Annotated in this window: 10 protein-coding genes; 8 read left to right on the top strand and 2 right to left on the bottom strand. The window is 51.9% G+C overall.

Annotated features, from left to right (window positions below; genetic code table 11):
• Positions 1-2 precede the first annotated feature (2 nt).
• Together argB and SPICO_RS09030 are read left to right on the top strand one after the other, a co-directional pair.
• The gene (gene argB, locus SPICO_RS09035) at positions 3-932 is read left to right on the top strand and encodes an acetylglutamate kinase (RefSeq protein ID WP_013740363.1); all 930 of its coding nucleotides are present in this window, start codon (positions 3-5) and stop codon (positions 930-932) included.
• Positions 929-2140, top strand: a complete 1212-nt coding sequence (locus SPICO_RS09030) for an aspartate aminotransferase family protein (protein ID WP_013740362.1) — start codon at positions 929-931, stop codon at positions 2138-2140. Before argB ends, SPICO_RS09030 begins: the two co-directional genes overlap by 4 nt.
• An 80-nt stretch (positions 2141-2220) precedes the next feature.
• On the opposite strand, the gene SPICO_RS09985 is transcribed toward SPICO_RS09030, so the two are convergent.
• A complete protein-coding gene (locus SPICO_RS09985; protein WP_013740361.1) occupies positions 2221-4572 on the bottom strand; it encodes an RCC1 domain-containing protein in 2352 nt (783 codons plus the stop codon).
• A gap of 244 nt (positions 4573-4816) precedes the next feature.
• On the opposite strand from SPICO_RS09985, the gene asnB reads away from it, so the two are divergent.
• On the top strand, positions 4817-6508 hold the full coding sequence (gene asnB / locus SPICO_RS09020) for an asparagine synthase B (RefSeq protein ID WP_013740360.1): 1692 nt from the start codon (positions 4817-4819) through the stop codon (positions 6506-6508).
• Between the two features lie 416 nt (positions 6509-6924).
• The gene (gene gdhA, locus SPICO_RS09010) at positions 6925-8259 is read left to right on the top strand and encodes an NADP-specific glutamate dehydrogenase (protein ID WP_013740359.1); all 1335 of its coding nucleotides are present in this window, start codon (positions 6925-6927) and stop codon (positions 8257-8259) included.
• 76 nt (positions 8260-8335) lie between these two features.
• Here the strand turns inward: gdhA and purH are convergent, their stop codons facing one another.
• Entirely contained in the window at positions 8336-9892 is a 1557-nt protein-coding gene (purH, locus tag SPICO_RS09005) for a bifunctional phosphoribosylaminoimidazolecarboxamide formyltransferase/IMP cyclohydrolase (RefSeq protein WP_013740358.1), read from the bottom strand.
• Between the two features lie 400 nt (positions 9893-10292).
• Here purH and SPICO_RS09000 point away from each other — a divergent pair, with 400 nt between their 5' ends.
• The 4 genes from SPICO_RS09000 to sufB all read left to right on the top strand — a co-directional run bounded on the left by SPICO_RS09000 (position 10293) and on the right by sufB (position 16378).
• On the top strand, positions 10293-12830 hold the full coding sequence (locus tag SPICO_RS09000) for a ribonucleoside-diphosphate reductase subunit alpha (RefSeq protein WP_041396024.1): 2538 nt from the start codon (positions 10293-10295) through the stop codon (positions 12828-12830).
• A 63-nt stretch (positions 12831-12893) separates the two neighbouring features.
• Complete coding sequence (locus SPICO_RS08995) at positions 12894-13976, top strand: ribonucleotide-diphosphate reductase subunit beta (protein ID WP_013740356.1); 1083 nt, start codon at positions 12894-12896, stop codon at positions 13974-13976.
• A gap of 229 nt (positions 13977-14205) precedes the next feature.
• Positions 14206-14955 carry a Fe-S cluster assembly ATPase SufC gene (gene sufC, locus SPICO_RS08990; protein ID WP_013740355.1) on the top strand — a complete coding sequence of 250 codons (750 nt, stop codon included), beginning with the start codon at positions 14206-14208 and terminating at the stop codon, positions 14953-14955.
• 4 nt (positions 14956-14959) lie between these two features.
• Complete coding sequence (gene sufB, locus SPICO_RS08985) at positions 14960-16378, top strand: Fe-S cluster assembly protein SufB (protein WP_013740354.1); 1419 nt, start codon at positions 14960-14962, stop codon at positions 16376-16378.
• The last annotated feature ends 4 nt before the right edge of the window (positions 16379-16382 follow it).

Raw genomic sequence — 16382 nt, 5'->3', positions numbered from 1 at the left:
CCATGGACATGAGCAGGGAAATTGCAAAGGCGGAAGTGCTGATTGAGGCTATCCCGTATATCAGAACCTTTGCCGGAAGCACTGTCGTCATCAAGTACGGTGGCAGCGCCATGACGGACGAGAGCCTCAAGATGGCGGTCATCACCGACATTGCCATGCTGAAATATCTGGGACTTCGTCCTGTCGTGGTTCATGGGGGAGGACGGGAGATTACCGACATGCTCGGACGGCTGGGAATCCCCACCCGTTTCATAGGAGGGCAGAGGGTTACTGACGTACAGACTGCTCAGGTGGCGGAGATGGTTCTGTCAGGTTCCATAGGCAAGAATCTGGCCAGCGATTTGGAGAAGGTCGGGGTTGGAGCTGTGGGAATCAGCGGAAAAGATGGTCGGACATTGCAAGTCGAGAAGAAAAAGGGACATCATAATGAGGATTTAGGCTATGTTGGTAATGTCGTCCATGTGGATGTGACCTTGATTGAATCCCTCTTGGACAGTGGTTTCATTCCGGTAATTTCGCCGGTGGGCATTGGGCAAGATGGCGCAACCTACAACATCAACGCCGACTATGCCGCCGTAGCGGTGGCAGGTGCGCTCAAGGCTCGGAAGCTGGTATTTCTCACCGATGTGGAAGGTATCCTTGCCGATGTCGGTGATTCCTCAACGTTGTTCCGTTCCCTTACTGTGTCGCAGGCAAGGGGCTTGATGGCGGAGGGTGTCATCTCCGGCGGCATGGTTCCCAAGACAGAATGTTGCATTGCCGCCTTGGACAAGGGAGTAAGGCACGTCCACATACTTGACGGGCGGGTCGCCCATAGCATCCTCCTGGAAATCTATACGCACAGGGGCATCGGAACCATGATGACCGGTGATGATGAGGTAGGTAGTAACGACCAGGCGGACAGTGAAGTCGGAAAGGAGGAACAGGCATGAGTACGATGAATACGCAGGACATCATTGACCGGGGAAGCGGTCATACCATTCCTCTGTACGCACGGGCTCCCCTGATTCTTTGTTCAGGTTCTGGCGTGACGGTGAACGATGTCGAAGGAAAGACGTATCTGGATTTCGTAGCCGGCATAGCGGTCAATGCTTTGGGATATGGCGATGCGGAATTGAGCGAAAGCCTCAAGAAAACCATTGATGATGGTCTTCTTCATTGCTCGAACCTCTATTGGAATCCTCATGCCGTGGAAGCGGCATCATTGCTGGCTGGCTTAAGCGGCATGGATGAGGCGTTCTTCTGCAATAGCGGAGCCGAAGCGAATGAGGCGGCCATCAAGCTCGCCCATAAATGGGGACGCATCACGAAAGGAGAGGCATGCACTGATATCATTGCTATGGATCACTCCTTCCATGGACGTACCTGCGGGGCTTTGTCAGCGACCGGGCAGAAAAAATATCGTGTGGCTTTCGAGCCTCTTGTCCCTGGATTTTCCTACGCCATGTACAATGATTTGGCATCGGTGGAGGCTTTGATTACTCCCCGAACCTGCGCCATCATGGTGGAAGGGATACAGGGTGAAGGCGGCATCATCGAGGCCACGGATGATTTTCTCATGGGGCTTTCATCCCTGGCCAGGAAACATGGTCTCTTGTTGATCATGGACGAGGTGCAGTGTGGCATGGGACGGACGGGTGATGCATTCTCATGGCAGAAAAGCGGGGTGAAGCCTGATGTGATGACCCTTGCCAAAGGCTTGGGCGGAGGCGTCCCTGTCGGAGCCATGGTGGTGGGCGGGAAAGCTTGCGGAGTCTTGACGACAGGCGACCATGGTTCGACCTTCGGGGGCAACCTTCTGGCGATGACTGCGGCATGTGTCGTCCTCAGACGGTTCTCCAACCCCGATTTTCTCTCTCATGTTCGGGAAATTGGCAGCTATCTGGGTTCCTCTCTTGTCGCCTTGGTGGAAGACTTTCCTTCCATTGCTCTGGCCGTAAGGGGGAGGGGGCTTATCCGCGGATTGCAAGTCGCTTTGCCTCCGGGCAATGTAGTGACGGCGTGTCGGGAACGTGGTGTCCTGATAGCGTCTGCGGGAACTGATGTCCTGCGTTTTGTTCCTCCTCTTGTCGTTTCATGTGGGGATTGTGATGTTGTGGTCGATGCTCTGAGAGAAATCTTTGGCGGTGTGATTCTTTGATTAAGAAGAATACAGCAAACCGGCGCAACAGAATGACCTGTTAATCGGTCGGCGTGCGCCGGTATTCCCTATGTCTTCAATCAGAAAATAATCTGCACGGGTGTGGTTCTGGTGGTCGTAGTGCCGTCACCCAGTTGGCCTTTATTGTTCAATCCAGTCGCCCAGAGTGTCCCGTCTGTACCCACGATCATCGTGTGAGAGGTTCCGGTGGAGACTGATGCGACATCAGTCATGAATCCGACCCCGTCAGCACCCTTGACCTGCATGGGGATGCTTATCTGGGCAGGCGTAGCACCGATACCCAGTTGTCCAGAACTGTTGTTTCCTGTCGCCCAGAGCGTCCCGTTTTTCTTCAGGATTATCGTGTGATAATCCCAGATGGAGACAGCCTCGACATCAATCATGAAGTCGTTGAGAATGGTACTAGCCTTGACTTGCACAGGCGATGATCTGGTGGTCTGGGTGTTGTCGCCCAGCTGACCTGATTGGTTGTTTCCTACTGCCCATAGCTCCCTGTTCTTCTTCAGGATCATCGTATGGTAGGTTCCGGCGGAGACGGCCTCGACATCAGAGCCCATGGATATGACCTGTACGGGTATGTTTTTGTCGATTTTAGTGCCGTCGGCCAGCTGATAATAAAAGTTGCGACCTGTCGCCCAGAGTGTCCCGTTCTCCTTCAGGATCATCGTATGGGAGGCTCCGGCGGAGACAGCCTTGACACCAGTCATGAACACGGAACCATTGGCAGAATCCCAGACTTGTACGGGCGTGCTTCTGTTAGTCGTATCGCCGACACCCAGTTGACCATAGTTGTTCCGTCCGGTTGCCCAGAGCGTCCCGTTCTCCTTCAGGATCATCGTGTGAGTGCTTCCAGCTGAGATCTCCTTGACACCAGTCATGATTTGCACGGGCGCGCTTGTCTGGGTAGGCGTAGCGCCGACACCCAGTTGACCATAGGTGTTCCGTCCGGTTGCCCAGAGCGTCCCGTCCTCCTTCAGGATCATTGTGTGAGTGCTTCCAGCTGCGATCTCCTTGACACCAGTCATGATTTGCACGGGCGTGCTTCTGTCAATCGTATCGCCGACACCCAGTTGACCATAGTTGTTCTGTCCTGTCGCCCAGAGCGTCCCGTCCTCCTTCAGTATCATCGTATGGGTATCTCCGGCGGAGACTGACTTAATCTTCACCAACCACCGTGCATACAGCGTCACATCCTGGTCAAGAATCTCTAATGTGTCACCAATGGCATACTGAACCCCGTTGCCGTTAGAAGTGGTATCCCATCCACCGAAGTAGTAATAGCCAGTCTTCTCCAATGTCCCGGAATCCGGCAGTGTAACCGTGTCGCCCGCATGAGCGTACAGATCTTCCGGCTCATCCCCGACCATGGCACCGTTTCTGGAAAAGGAGAGGCGGTATAACTTTGGCGTAGCACCCCAGTTTCCGCCGTCCCCGGTGTCCCAGTCCTGTATCTCAATCTGGATGGCGGCAACGGAGACTTCATGAGCATCCGTGTTCAGCGTCATGTTGTAGACATGAGTCTTGCCTTTGTCAAAGTGAATCAGGTGTTTGTCTCCCTCAGCTATGGAAGTTGCTGCCCACGTGTATGTATCAGAGCCCAGGGTAAATTCCAGTTTCAAAGTATCCAGCAGGATCTCCGAGTGAACCACAGGTATCAGTACCGCTTCAAACCTGCGCTTGCCCGCATCCTGGTCTGCTTGACTGAGGGTGTGGGAGATGTCCTTCATTTTGATTCCCTCAACGGAACTTGTGACTGACAAGGCTCCGGTATCCAGGTTGAACGTGCCTTGCGTGCTTGTGCCTTCGACCATAACGGAAAGTACGCCACCCGTGATGGCGTCCGCATCGATGGTCGTGCTGGGAGAGATGTTGACAATCAGGCGGGAGAGCATATGGTCAAGCTTCAGATGCACCGTTGAGGTATTGTTCTGTACGTTGTCGGTGCGTCCCCACAGGAAGTCGGCCTTTCCGGTATCCTGTTCCCCGGAACCCGGATAGACATTTATGGGTAGAGCGGTGGTATTGGCGATGGGAGATACGTAAGGATAGTAGGCGATGAAGTCGAAGTGTGTGATGGCAGGATTGGAGATGTCGTCCCACTTCAAGGTATTGGCATTATCAGCAGGACTGAAGCCGGAAGTCTGGAAGGATGTGTCAGCCGTATAGAGTTTGTTTGCACGTTCTGAGGCGGCAGAAGCTGTCAGGGCATCATGAACTACCATGTAGATACCGACTTTATCATTGGCTTGCCATTCGGAATTTGCCATGGCCTTGCGTCCGATTTCCGTAGTGAAGCGTACCTCGTTGGTATTTGAAACATTCAGTTTGTTGTCGCATGAAATGAAGGTGATAAGAAGCATCAGGATGGTCAGAAAGACCATGACGCTTGGTTTAGGCTCTCTCTCATTCATTTTCATCCCTTCTGGAATAAGGCGAGCTGAACAAGTTTTTTTATAAGTATAAAAAAGCTTATCATGTATAAGCGTCTCTTACAATTCCATGCGGGAGGATTTGGAGCTTACACCCCTTTTTTGTCGAATAAAAACCACTTTCCCGTATTTTTTCCTTGGCTGCATTGACAGGGGAAATTTCAAGAAAGTACAATTCCGGGAATAACCCAGGCACATGTGTCCGTGCTTGGATTGGAGGTAAGAGATGTGTGGTTTCGTCGGAATGTTTGACATCAAGGACGGTGCCGCGACATACCGGGACAAAGTTCTCGGCATGAGCCGCCGCCTTCGCCACCGTGGTCCGGACTGGTCCGGCATCTGGTGCGGCGATGACGCAGTCATTTCCCATGAGCGGTTGTCCATCGTTGACCCGCTGTCCGGGAAGCAACCCCTGTATACGAAAGACGGCAATGTGGTCTTGGCTGTCAATGGCGAAATCTACAATCATCGCGAGATACGCGAACATTTCAACGGAAAGAACGGTAATCCTTACTATGAGTTTCTGACCCAGAGTGACTGTGAAGTCATCCTTGCCCTGTACCGAGAGAAAGGCACAGCTTTCCTGGAGGACTTGAACGGCATCTTTGCCTTTGCTCTTTATGACATTGAGAAGGATGTCTACCTCATCGCCCGCGACCATATTGGCATCATCCCCCTGTACCAGGGATGGGATGGGGAAGGTTGCTACTATGTGGCGAGCGAGCTCAAGGCGCTTGAAGGGATATGTCCTACCATTCAGGAATTTCTTCCCGGACAGTATTTCTATAGTCCGGATAAGGTCCCGACCCAATGGTATGACCGTGCATGGACTACCTATGAAGCGGTGAAGAACAATGTGTCGGATATCGACAGGTTGCGTGCATCCCTGGAATCAGCGGTGAAACGGCAGTTGATGTGTGATGTGCCATATGGGGTCTTGCTTTCAGGTGGATTGGACAGTTCCATCATAGCGGCTGTCACGGCAAAGTACGCCGCAAAGCGCATCGAAACCCAGGATGCAGAGACAGCATGGTGGCCGCGTCTCCACAGTTTTGCCATTGGGCTGGAGGGCTCGCCTGATTTGGTGGCGGCACGCAAGGCCGCTGACTTCATAGGCACCGTTCATCATGAGGTGCATTTCACCATCCAGGAGGCACTTGATGTCCTTGGAGAGGTAATCTACCATCTGGAAACATATGATATCACGACCGTCAGGGCATCGACTCCTATGTATCTCCTTGCCCGCGTCATCAAGAGCATGGGCATCAAAATGGTTCTGTCAGGGGAAGGTTCGGATGAACTTTTTGGTGGCTATCTGTACTTCCATAAGGCTCCCACCGCTGAGGCTCTCCATGAGGAGACTGTCCGAAAGTTGGGCAAGCTGCATCTGTACGACTGTCTGCGGGCGAACAAGTCGCTTGCCGCATGGGGCGTTGAAGGCCGCGTGCCCTTCTTGGACAAGGAGTTCATTGATGTGGCGATGACGTTGAATCCAAAGGACAAGCTGTGCCGTACTGCTGACGGCAAGCCACGGATTGAGAAGTGGATTCTCCGTGAGGCTTTCCGGGACTATCTGCCTGAGGAAATCGTCTGGCGTCAGAAGGAGCAGTTCTCTGACGGGGTCGGCTACAACTGGATTGATACGCTTCGTTCGCTTACCGAGAAGGAAGTGAGCGACCGTCAGTTTGCTTCCGCCGCCAAGCGTTTTCCAGTCAATACTCCGGCTACCAAGGAGGAGTATTACTATCGTGCGCTTTTCACTGAGCGTTTCCCCTCTGATTCCGCTGCGGCGTGCGTTCCGCATGAGGCTTCGGTAGCTTGTTCTACGCCGATTGCCCTGGAATGGGACGAAGCGTTCAAGAAAATGAACGAACCGTCAGGCCGAGCAGTGCTGGGCGTACATGAAAAGGCGTATTGAACCAGTCAGGTGAAGCGGTCAACTGGAGTGGTCGCTTCATCAAGAATGTCTGTTATGTCTGTCTTGGGATTTGCGGGTTTTTCCTGTAGATCCCATTTTTTTGCGTTTTTCGACCTTTGCGGTGGCAAATCCTGATTTGCTTTTCTATGTGCGGCTTTACTAAAAAATTGTCTCTTTTTATTACAATTCCCGCTCATTTATGCACGTATTCTTTCATATGCATTACTCGAAAAGAATTAAAGCGATGTAAGATTTAATACCAAAATGTTGGAAATTATGGGAAAACAATGAGAGAATTGGATGATGTCATATCTCTTTGCTTGTCTGCATGCGGTGAAAATTATCGGGAAAGACGCTTGGTCAGACGACAGCAAAAAAATACGATGAAACACCGAACACCATCTGGAGGTTCTTCTATGTATGATTTGAACGTATTCATGGCTGACTTGGAACGCAGAAACCCCGGAGAGCCAGAATTCTCACAAGCCGTTGGCGAGGTCGTGGAATCTGTGCTTGATGTAGTGAATATGAATCCTGTGTACCAGAAGGCACGCATCCTTGAACGAATCACGGAACCCGACCGCGTGATATCTTTCAGAGTTGAATGGGAGGATGATGAGGGAAGGCTTCAGGTGAACCGTGGCTATCGCGTCCAGTTCAACAATACCATAGGGCCATATAAAGGTGGCTTGCGGTTCCATCCCAATGTCACCATGGGAACCTTGAAGTTCCTGGGCTTTGAGCAGACATTGAAAAACAGCCTGACGACACTACCCATGGGTGGCGCAAAAGGCGGGAGTGATTTCAACCCCAAAGGAAAGAGTGATGCCGAGATATTGCGTTTCTGTCGTTCTTTCATGACGGAACTATATAAGTACATAGGTTCGGATACTGATGTCCCGGCTGGAGACATTGGAGTCGGGACACGGGAAATAGGCTTCCTTTATGGGCAATACAAGAAGATTGTCACGGAAAATACCGGTGTCCTTACGGGCAAGGGCAAAGGATGGGGAGGATCGCTGGTTCGCCCGGAGGCAACAGGATTCGGGGCGATGTATTTTGCCAAGGAGATGCTGGAAGCGCATGGGGACACCTTTGCCGGGAAGCGGATAGCACTCAGCGGCTTCGGCAATGTGGCATGGGGAGCGGCGATGAAGGCGACGCACTTGGGCGCGAAGGTCATGACAATCAGCGGGCCTGATGGCTATATCTTGGATGAAGATGGCATCAGGACGCCTGAGAAATGGGCGTATATGAACGCGTTGCGGCTTTCTAACAATGATGTCGTCGAGCCTTATGCCAAACGGTTCGGGGCTGCGTTCATCAAGGGACGCAAGCCATGGGAAGTCAAGGTCGATATGGCGTTCCCGTGCGCCATCCAGAACGAGCTGGATGTGGAAGACGCGAAGATATTGGTTTCCAACGGCATCACGTATGTTGTCGAGACTTCCAACATGGGTTGCCAGAGGCAAGCCGTGGATTTCTTCCTGGAAAAGAAGATTCCCTTTGCTCCGGGAAAGGCGGCCAATGCGGGTGGGGTAGCAGTCAGCGGCCTGGAGATGAGCCAGAATGCCATGCACTATGGATGGAGTGCCCAGGAGGTCGATGCAAAACTTCATGATATCATGAGCGCAATCCATGCGTCCTGTGTCCGTGAAGGAACGGAAGACGGCTATATCAATTATGTCCGCGGGGCAAATATCGCGGGGTTCAAAAAGGTTGCTGATGCAATGGTAGAGCTAGGATATTAATGGGGAACGTAGTTGCGCACAATGAAGGCATGCCGCAAAAAACGAGGCTTTCGACTGGCTCACCATTGGTGCATTTTTAATGCAGAAATCCCCTGATTCCTCCCGTGAACACCATGGCTATCCCAGCCTCGTCGCAAGCATCTATCACCTCTTGGTCGCGGATTGAGCCCCCCGGCTGGATGACCGCCGTGATGCCCGTACCCTTGAGGACGTCGATGCTGTCCCGGAAGGGGAAGAAAGCATCGCTGACAAGCACTGCTCCGTGGGTATCCTTTGCCTTGCTTATGGCAATCTTCACCGCATCGACCCTGGAGACCTGACCGCCGCCTATGCCGACCGTGGTAGTGTCGCGGGCGAGCAGGATGGCATTGGAACGGACATGCTTGATTACCTTCCAGCCAAAGAGCAAGTCGGAAAGCTGCGCTGATGTCGGTTGAACCTTTGTCACGACGTGTACATCATCAGGCATCAGGTCAGTCATGTCCCGTTCCTGTACAAGCAGACCACCGCTGATAGGACGACAGACAAGATGAGGGGAGAGTGGAGGGATATCTCCCAGCGCAAGGACGCGCAAGGCTTTCTTTTTCCTCAGCACCTCCAAGGCATCTTCCTCATAGGAAGGGGCAAGGAACACCTCGATGAACTTCTGTGAGAAGTATTTCGCCACCTCCACCGTACAAGGTCTGTTTATCGCCACGATTCCGCCATAGGCGGACAGCTCGTCGGCCATGAACGCCTGGTCAACGGCGGTAGCTATGTCATCAGAAATGCTGACTCCGCAGGGAGTGGCATGCTTGACCACTACGCAGGCGGGAGCGGTGAATTCCCTCACGGTGAGTACCGCGCCATCAGCATCATTCAGATTGTTGTAGGACAACTCCTTGCCATTGAGAACCTTGGCATCGAGCAGTGATACGCCATCCCTTTGGGTAGGTGGCTCTACGGATTGATAGACAGCCGCCGTCTGATGGGGGTTCTCGCCGTAGCGGAGGGGGTAGGACTTGCGCCATGTCAGGCTCAAGGTTTCAGGGAATGGTTCATCGGTGAGATACGACTGGATAAGAGTATCATACTGGGCGGTATGGCGGAACGCCGCGGCGGTAAGCTCACGCCGGGAGGCAAAGGATATCTGTCCATAGCGGGAGAACTCCTCAATGAATGCCGGGTACTGGTCGGGACTGGTCAGCACAGCTGTCCATCCCATGTTCTTGGCTGCCGCGCGTATCATGGAAGGCCCGCCAATGTCGATGTTCTCGATAGCTTCGTCCAATTCAACACCGGGCTTGTTTATTGTCTTTTCAAAAGGGTAGAGATTGCAGACCACCAGGTCAATCCAACCGATATGGGCGTCTTTGGCTGCCTTGACATGTCCCTCGTCATCCCTCAATCCCAAGATGCCGCCATGTATCAACGGATGCAACGTCTTGACTCGTCCGTCCATCATCTCCGGGAAACAGGTGATTTCCGCTACGTCCTTGACTGGCAGTCCATGCTTGCGCAGTGTGTGGGCAGTGCCTCCTGTGGATATCAGTTCCACATGCCGGTCATGCAAAGCTTCGGCCAGTTCAAGCAACCCGCTTTTGTCCGAGACGGACAGCAAGGCACGGGTAATGGTGACGGGGGTTTTATTCATGATGCTTTCTCCATTTTTTGGCATAGCGCCCATATTTTCCCCGGAAAGCCTTGGAAAAGCAGAATAGGAAAGAGGGGAAAACCGGATACTAGTGATATAGCAGGAATGGAAAACTTGTACAACAGCAGAAAGCCAATGCAAATAGGGATCCATACAAGAATGAAAGGACTTCCCAGATGATTTGATATATGACGGAAAAAGAAATGTGAAAAAATGAACTTTATCTGGACAAATAAAGTATACCACAATATATTGTGCTATGTCTGAATCAATCATCCTATCTGTATGGTTATTGAAAAGATGATGATAATAGATATCATTATTATATAACAAATTTCCGGTTGGGACTCTCCTTGCCCGGAAAGGAAAAATGCGGACGAAAGAGGTTTTTATGCCAGCAATGGAAACTATCATAAAGAGGACGGGAAAACCCGAAACCTATCAGGAACATAAGATTACCGCGGCAATGAAGGCCGCTTTCGCAAGCCGATCCCACACCGCGGATGATACGATTCTTTCCCGCCTGACAGGAGAAGTCCATGATGAACTGACGCGCCTTCATGCCTCCGGGACAATGGTGGATGTCGAATTGATTCAGGATACCGTGGAAAAAATCCTGATGAAGCATGAATACTTTGATGTTGCCAAGAGCTACATCCTGTACCGTTCCGTGCGCACGAAAAAACGGGATGACAGGAAGAAAATCCTCAATCTGCTCCCTGTGCCGGAACTTGAGCCTGTTCTCATTTCAATACAACGCGACTATGCGGATGCTCCCTACCAGCTTGACCTTCTTTATGGGAAGTTCAGTGCTTTCAGTAAACCGGGGATGGAGACGGACGAGTCTCTGGGCATGCTGGTTCGCGCCGCAGTCGAGATGACCACCCAAGACGCTCCTGACTGGGAGTTCATAGCCGCCCGCCTCCGCTATCTGCAATTCTCCCTCACGCTGAAGAAGCAGGAGTCCCGTTACGGATTCTCCGACCTGTTCGGCAAGATTCGCTTTCTGACCACGGAAGGCCTCTATGGAGCTTACATCCTGGAGAAATATACCCATGAGGAGATTGACAGGGCAGCGGCATTCATTGATGAGAAAAGAAATGATTTTCTTACATATTCGGCTCTGGACCTTCTCTTGCAACGTTACGTGATTCGCAGTCATGAAGGGGAACTGCTTGAGACTCCGCAGGAACTTTTTCTCGGCATAGCCCTCCACCTGGCCATGGATGAGAAGAAGGACAGGCTGGACTGGGTTCGGCGTTTCTACGACATGATCAGCACCCTGAAAGTCACCATGGCGACGCCGACGTTGTCAAATGCCCGCAAGCCATACCACCAGCTTTCCTCCTGTTTCATTGATACAGTCCCCGATACGTTGGATGGAATCTACCGGTCGGTCACTAACTTTTCCCAAGTATCCAAGTTCGGGGGAGGCATGGGATTGTACTTTGGCAAGGTGCGTGCTGTTGGCTCTGCCATCCGGGACTTCAAAGGAGTGGCCGGCGGCGTCATCAGATGGATCAAGCTTGCTAACGACACTGCGGTCGCGGTGGATCAGCTGGGCATGCGTCAGGGAGCCGTGGCAGTTTATCTTGACGCCTGGCACAAGGATCTGCCGGAATTCCTCCAGCTCAGGACGAACAACGGCGATGACCGGATGAAGGCTCATGATGTGTTTCCCGGAGTGTGTTACCCCGATCTTTTCTGGAGGATGGTAGAGAACGACATTGAGGGAACCTGGAACCTGATGTGTCCTTATGAGATATACAAGGTCAAAGGCTACCACCTTGAGGATTCTTACGGAGATGAGTGGGAAAAAAGATACCATGAATGTTTAAACGACCCGGCGGTTCCCAAACGTCCCATCAAGATTAAAGAACTGGTTCGCATGATCATCAAGAGCGGTGTTGAGACGGGAACGCCTTTCGCGTTCTTCCGTGACGCGGTGAACAAGGCCAATCCCAACGCTCACAAAGGCATGATTTATTGCTCGAACCTTTGTACGGAAATTGCCCAGAACATGGCTCCTATCACGCAGGAGAGCGTGGAAGTCACCACTGAAGGAGCGGGAGGGGACATTGTTGTCGTGGAGAAAACAAAGCCGGGCGAGTTCGTTGTCTGCAACCTGGCATCCTTGGTGCTGGGAAACATCAATGTTGATGACCCGGTGGAGGTTGAAGGCATCGTCACGGCTACGGTCAGGGCGTTGGACAATGTAATCGACCTGAACATGTACCCCGTGCCGTATGCGGAGATCACCAACAAGCGTTACCGGGCAATTGGGCTGGGAACCAGCGGATATCACCACATGCTTGCCAAGAAGGGCGTGGCATGGGAAAGCGAGGCGCACCTTGGGATTGCTGACAGGGTATTCGAAGCCATCAACTACTGGGCGGTGAAGGCGAGCAGCGACATTGCGGCGGAAAAAGGCTCCTATGCCTATTTTGAAGGATCTGATTGGCAGACTGGCGCGTATTTTGACAAAAGGAACTACACGGGGGACAGATGGGCGGCTCTACGCTCAACCGTCGCGAAACAAGGCATGAGGAACGCTTATCTCATAGCCATTGCACCGACCAGCTCCACGTCAATCCTTGCCGGGACTACCGCAGGGCTCGACCCTGTCCTGAGACGTTTCTTCCTTGAGGAAAAGAAGAAGAACATCCTGCCTCGTGTGGCTCCTGAGCTGTCGCCGAAGACGTACTGGCTTTATAAGAACGCCCACCTGATTGACCAAATCTGGACAGTCCGCGCCGCAGGCGTGCGCCAGAGGCATGTGGATCAGGCGCAGTCCCTCAATCTCTACATCACCACGGATATGAGCTTCCGCCAGATCATGAATCTGTACGTGGAGGCGTGGAAAAATGGTGTGAAGACAATTTACTACCTGAGAAGCAAAGCACTGGAAGTCGATGAATGCGACTCCTGCGCGTCATAAGATGCATGGAGTGATGAAATTCATGCTGAAACAAAAGCACATAGCTTAACGGAGGATGTACACATGCCCGTGACTGGAGACAAAGACAAATACAATGATGACTGTTTCCCGATTTACCGCAAGCCAATCTTCAATGAACATGGAGACACTGGCCTGGACAAAAGACGTATGGTAGGCGGAAACACCACCAATTTGAATGATTTCAACAATCTGAAGTACGGATGGACGAGCGATTGGTACAGGCAGGCAATGAACAATTTCTGGATACCAGAGGAAATCAACATGAACACTGATGTCCAGGACTATCGCAGGTTAAGTCCTGCGGAGAAGACGGCATATGACAAGATTCTGTCGTTCCTCATCTTTCTTGACAGCGTGCAGACGGCGAACCTGCCAAACCTTGCCCAATTCATCACCGCCAACGAGGTCAACCTTTGCCTGACCATACAGGCGTTCCAGGAAGCCATCCACAGCCAGAGCTACAGCTATATGCTCGATACCATCTGTTCTCCGGACGAACGTACCGGGATACTCTACCAGTGGCGTGACGACGCGCACCTTCTTGCCCGCAATAAGTTCATTGGAGATCTCTACCAGAACTTCATGGTCAACCAGGATGTCTGTCAGATTGTGAAGACGATGGTGGCCAACTACATCCTTGAAGGCATTTATTTCTACAGCGGGTTCATGTTCTTCTATAACCTGGGGCGGAACAACAAGATGCCCGGTTCAGTCCAGGAAATACGCTACATCAACCGTGACGAGACAACCCATCTCTGGCTTTTCCGTTCAATTCTCAGGGAGATGCAGAAGGAGGAACCGGCCATGTTCACTCCTAATCTGGTGGATGAGTACCGTGCCATGATAAAGCAGGGCGCCGACCAGGAAATAGCCTGGGGACACTATGTCATTGGAGATGACATCGTAGGGCTGAACAAGGATATGGTCACTGATTACATCCAGTATCTGGGAAATCTGCGTTGCACCGACCTGGGCTTTCAGCCCATCTATGAGGGGCATGACAAGGAGCCGGAGACAATGAAATGGGTCGGTCAGTATTCCAACGCCAATCTGATCAAGACTGATTTCTTTGAGGCACGCAACACAGCCTATGCCAAAAGCACTTCCTTGCTTGATGATCTGTAAGGGATGCACAGAGGAAGATACAAAATTTACAGATAGATTGAGTTGCTGTCTTTCCCAGCGTCAATAATTACCACTACCACCTCGACGCTTTTTCTGTATGTGCATTCTCTTTGCCATGGGAAGCCTTGATACCACCGCTCAAAAGAAGTACAATTGCGAAAAATGTCTCCAAAGGATATTATTTTGTCCTTCAAAGATAGTATATTCTCTCCATGTAAGGAGTATCCCTGTGTCAAAGGAATTGCTGAAAATCACGGATGTATCCGTGAAAGTCGAAGATAAGGAATTGCTCAGTCATATCGATCTGACCATCAAGGAGGGCGAGCTTCATGTCCTGATGGGACCAAACGGAGCGGGAAAGTCCACCTTGGGCAATGTCATCATGGGTCATCCATCGTTCACCGTTGAAGACGGGACAATTTTCTTTGATGGAGAAGACATCACGGAAATGGATACCGACAAGAGAGCCAAGCTCGGACTCTTTCTTTCCTTCCAGAATCCGGAAGAAGTTCCGGGCATCAACATGGAGAATTTCATCCGTACAGCAAAAAGCGCCCTCCGGGGAGAAGAAGAAAATGTTTTCATCTTCAATGTCGAGCTTCGGAAAAAAATGAGCGAACTGGATATGGATCCTTCCTATGCCCGTAGATACCTGAACGTAGGTTTCTCCGGTGGTGAGAAGAAGAAGGCGGAAATCCTTCAGATGCTGACCCTTGAACCAAAGCTGGCCATCCTTGATGAAACGGACTCTGGTCTGGATGTCGATGCCGTGAGAGTCGTCTCCCAGGGCATTGAGAAGTTCCGCACTGATAAGAACGCGCTGCTCGTCATCACCCACAATACCCGCATCCTCGAACATATGCGCCCTGATTTCGTCCATGTCCTGGTCAAGGGCCGCTTGGTGACTACCGGCGACGCATCCCTGATCAAACAAATCAACGAGCAGGGCTACACCATTTTCATCGGGAAGCAGGAGTAGTCCTATGCCTATGGAAGCACAGAGAAAAAAGACCCAGCTTGAAGAAATGGATCTGTCACGCTGGGATTTCCGTTATGAGGAAGATGCCGCCTTCAAGACACGCAAGGGGCTGACTCCGGAGATTGTCGAAACGATTTCCCGCGCAAAGAATGATCCCCCGTGGATGCGGGAGTTCCGCCTCCACAGCCTTGAGACTTACTACAAGCTGGAGAATCCCGTGTGGGGGCCAGATTTATCCGCGTTGGACATGAATGAAATAGTGACATATCTCAAGCCGAAGACCGACATGAAGACCTCTTGGAAAGACCTTCCGGAGAACATCAGGGGAACTTTTGACAAGCTGGGTATTCCCCAGGCGGAAAAAGAATCCCTTGCGGGAGTAGGTGCCCAATATGATTCCGAGGTCGTCTACCACAACATGCGTAAGGAAGTCGAGGATCTGGGAGTCGTCTACTGTGACATGGAGACCGCCCTGCGTGATTATGAAGACCTGGTGAAAACCCATTTCATGAAGATGGTTCCTCCTTCCGACCATAAGTATGTCGCCTTGCATGGGGCTGTCTGGTCTGGCGGTTCGTTCGTCTATGTGCCGAAGGACGTGAAGGTTCCCATCCCCCTGCAATCCTATTTCCGGCAGAACGCTCCGGGGACAGGACAGTTCGAGCATACCCTGATTATTGTGGAGCCAGGTGCCGATCTGCATTTCATTGAAGGATGTTCCGCTCCCAAGTACAATGTGCTGAACATCCATGCCGGATGCGTGGAGCTGTATGTTGCGGAAGAAGCGCGCCTGCGCTATTCCACCATAGAAAACTGGTCCAAGAACATGTGGAACCTCAACACCAAGCGCGCCCACGTCCAAAAGAAGGGAACCATAGAATGGGTGTCCGGTTCCTTCGGCTCCCAGATATCCATGCTCTATCCCTCAAGCGTCCTGCTGGGTGAAGGCGCCCATTCGGAATTTACGGGCATTACATTCGCCGGCAAGGGACAGGAACTGGACACGGGAACCAAGGTGTTCCATCTGGCTCCCTTCACCACCAGTTCGGTCAACACCAAATCCATCTCCAAGAACGGAGGAAAGTGCATTACCCGCAGCCAAGTGATGGTCGCCAAGGAAGCCGTCCATTCCAAGAATACAGTATCCTGCGAATCCCTGATGCTGGACAGCATCTCCCGTTCAGATACCATCCCCGGCATGGACATCCGCACTGATGATGTGGATATCGGGCATGAGGCGCGGATAGGACGGATAAGCGACCAGGCAATCTACTACCTGATGACCCGCGGATTGGGAGAGCAAGAAGCCAAGACCTTAATTGTCAGGGGCTTCGCGGAACCCATCGCCAAGGAGCTGCCGCTTGAATATGCGGTTGAGATGAACAATCTCATCACCCTTGAGATGGAGGGCAGCATTGGCTGAGGTG

The organism is Parasphaerochaeta coccoides DSM 17374, assembly GCF_000208385.1.
In the GTDB taxonomy this organism is placed as follows: Bacteria; Spirochaetota; Spirochaetia; order Sphaerochaetales; family Sphaerochaetaceae; genus Parasphaerochaeta; species Parasphaerochaeta coccoides.
The sequence above is the reverse complement of the archived record's forward strand: the minus strand, read 5'-3'. Positions and strand labels throughout refer to the sequence as shown.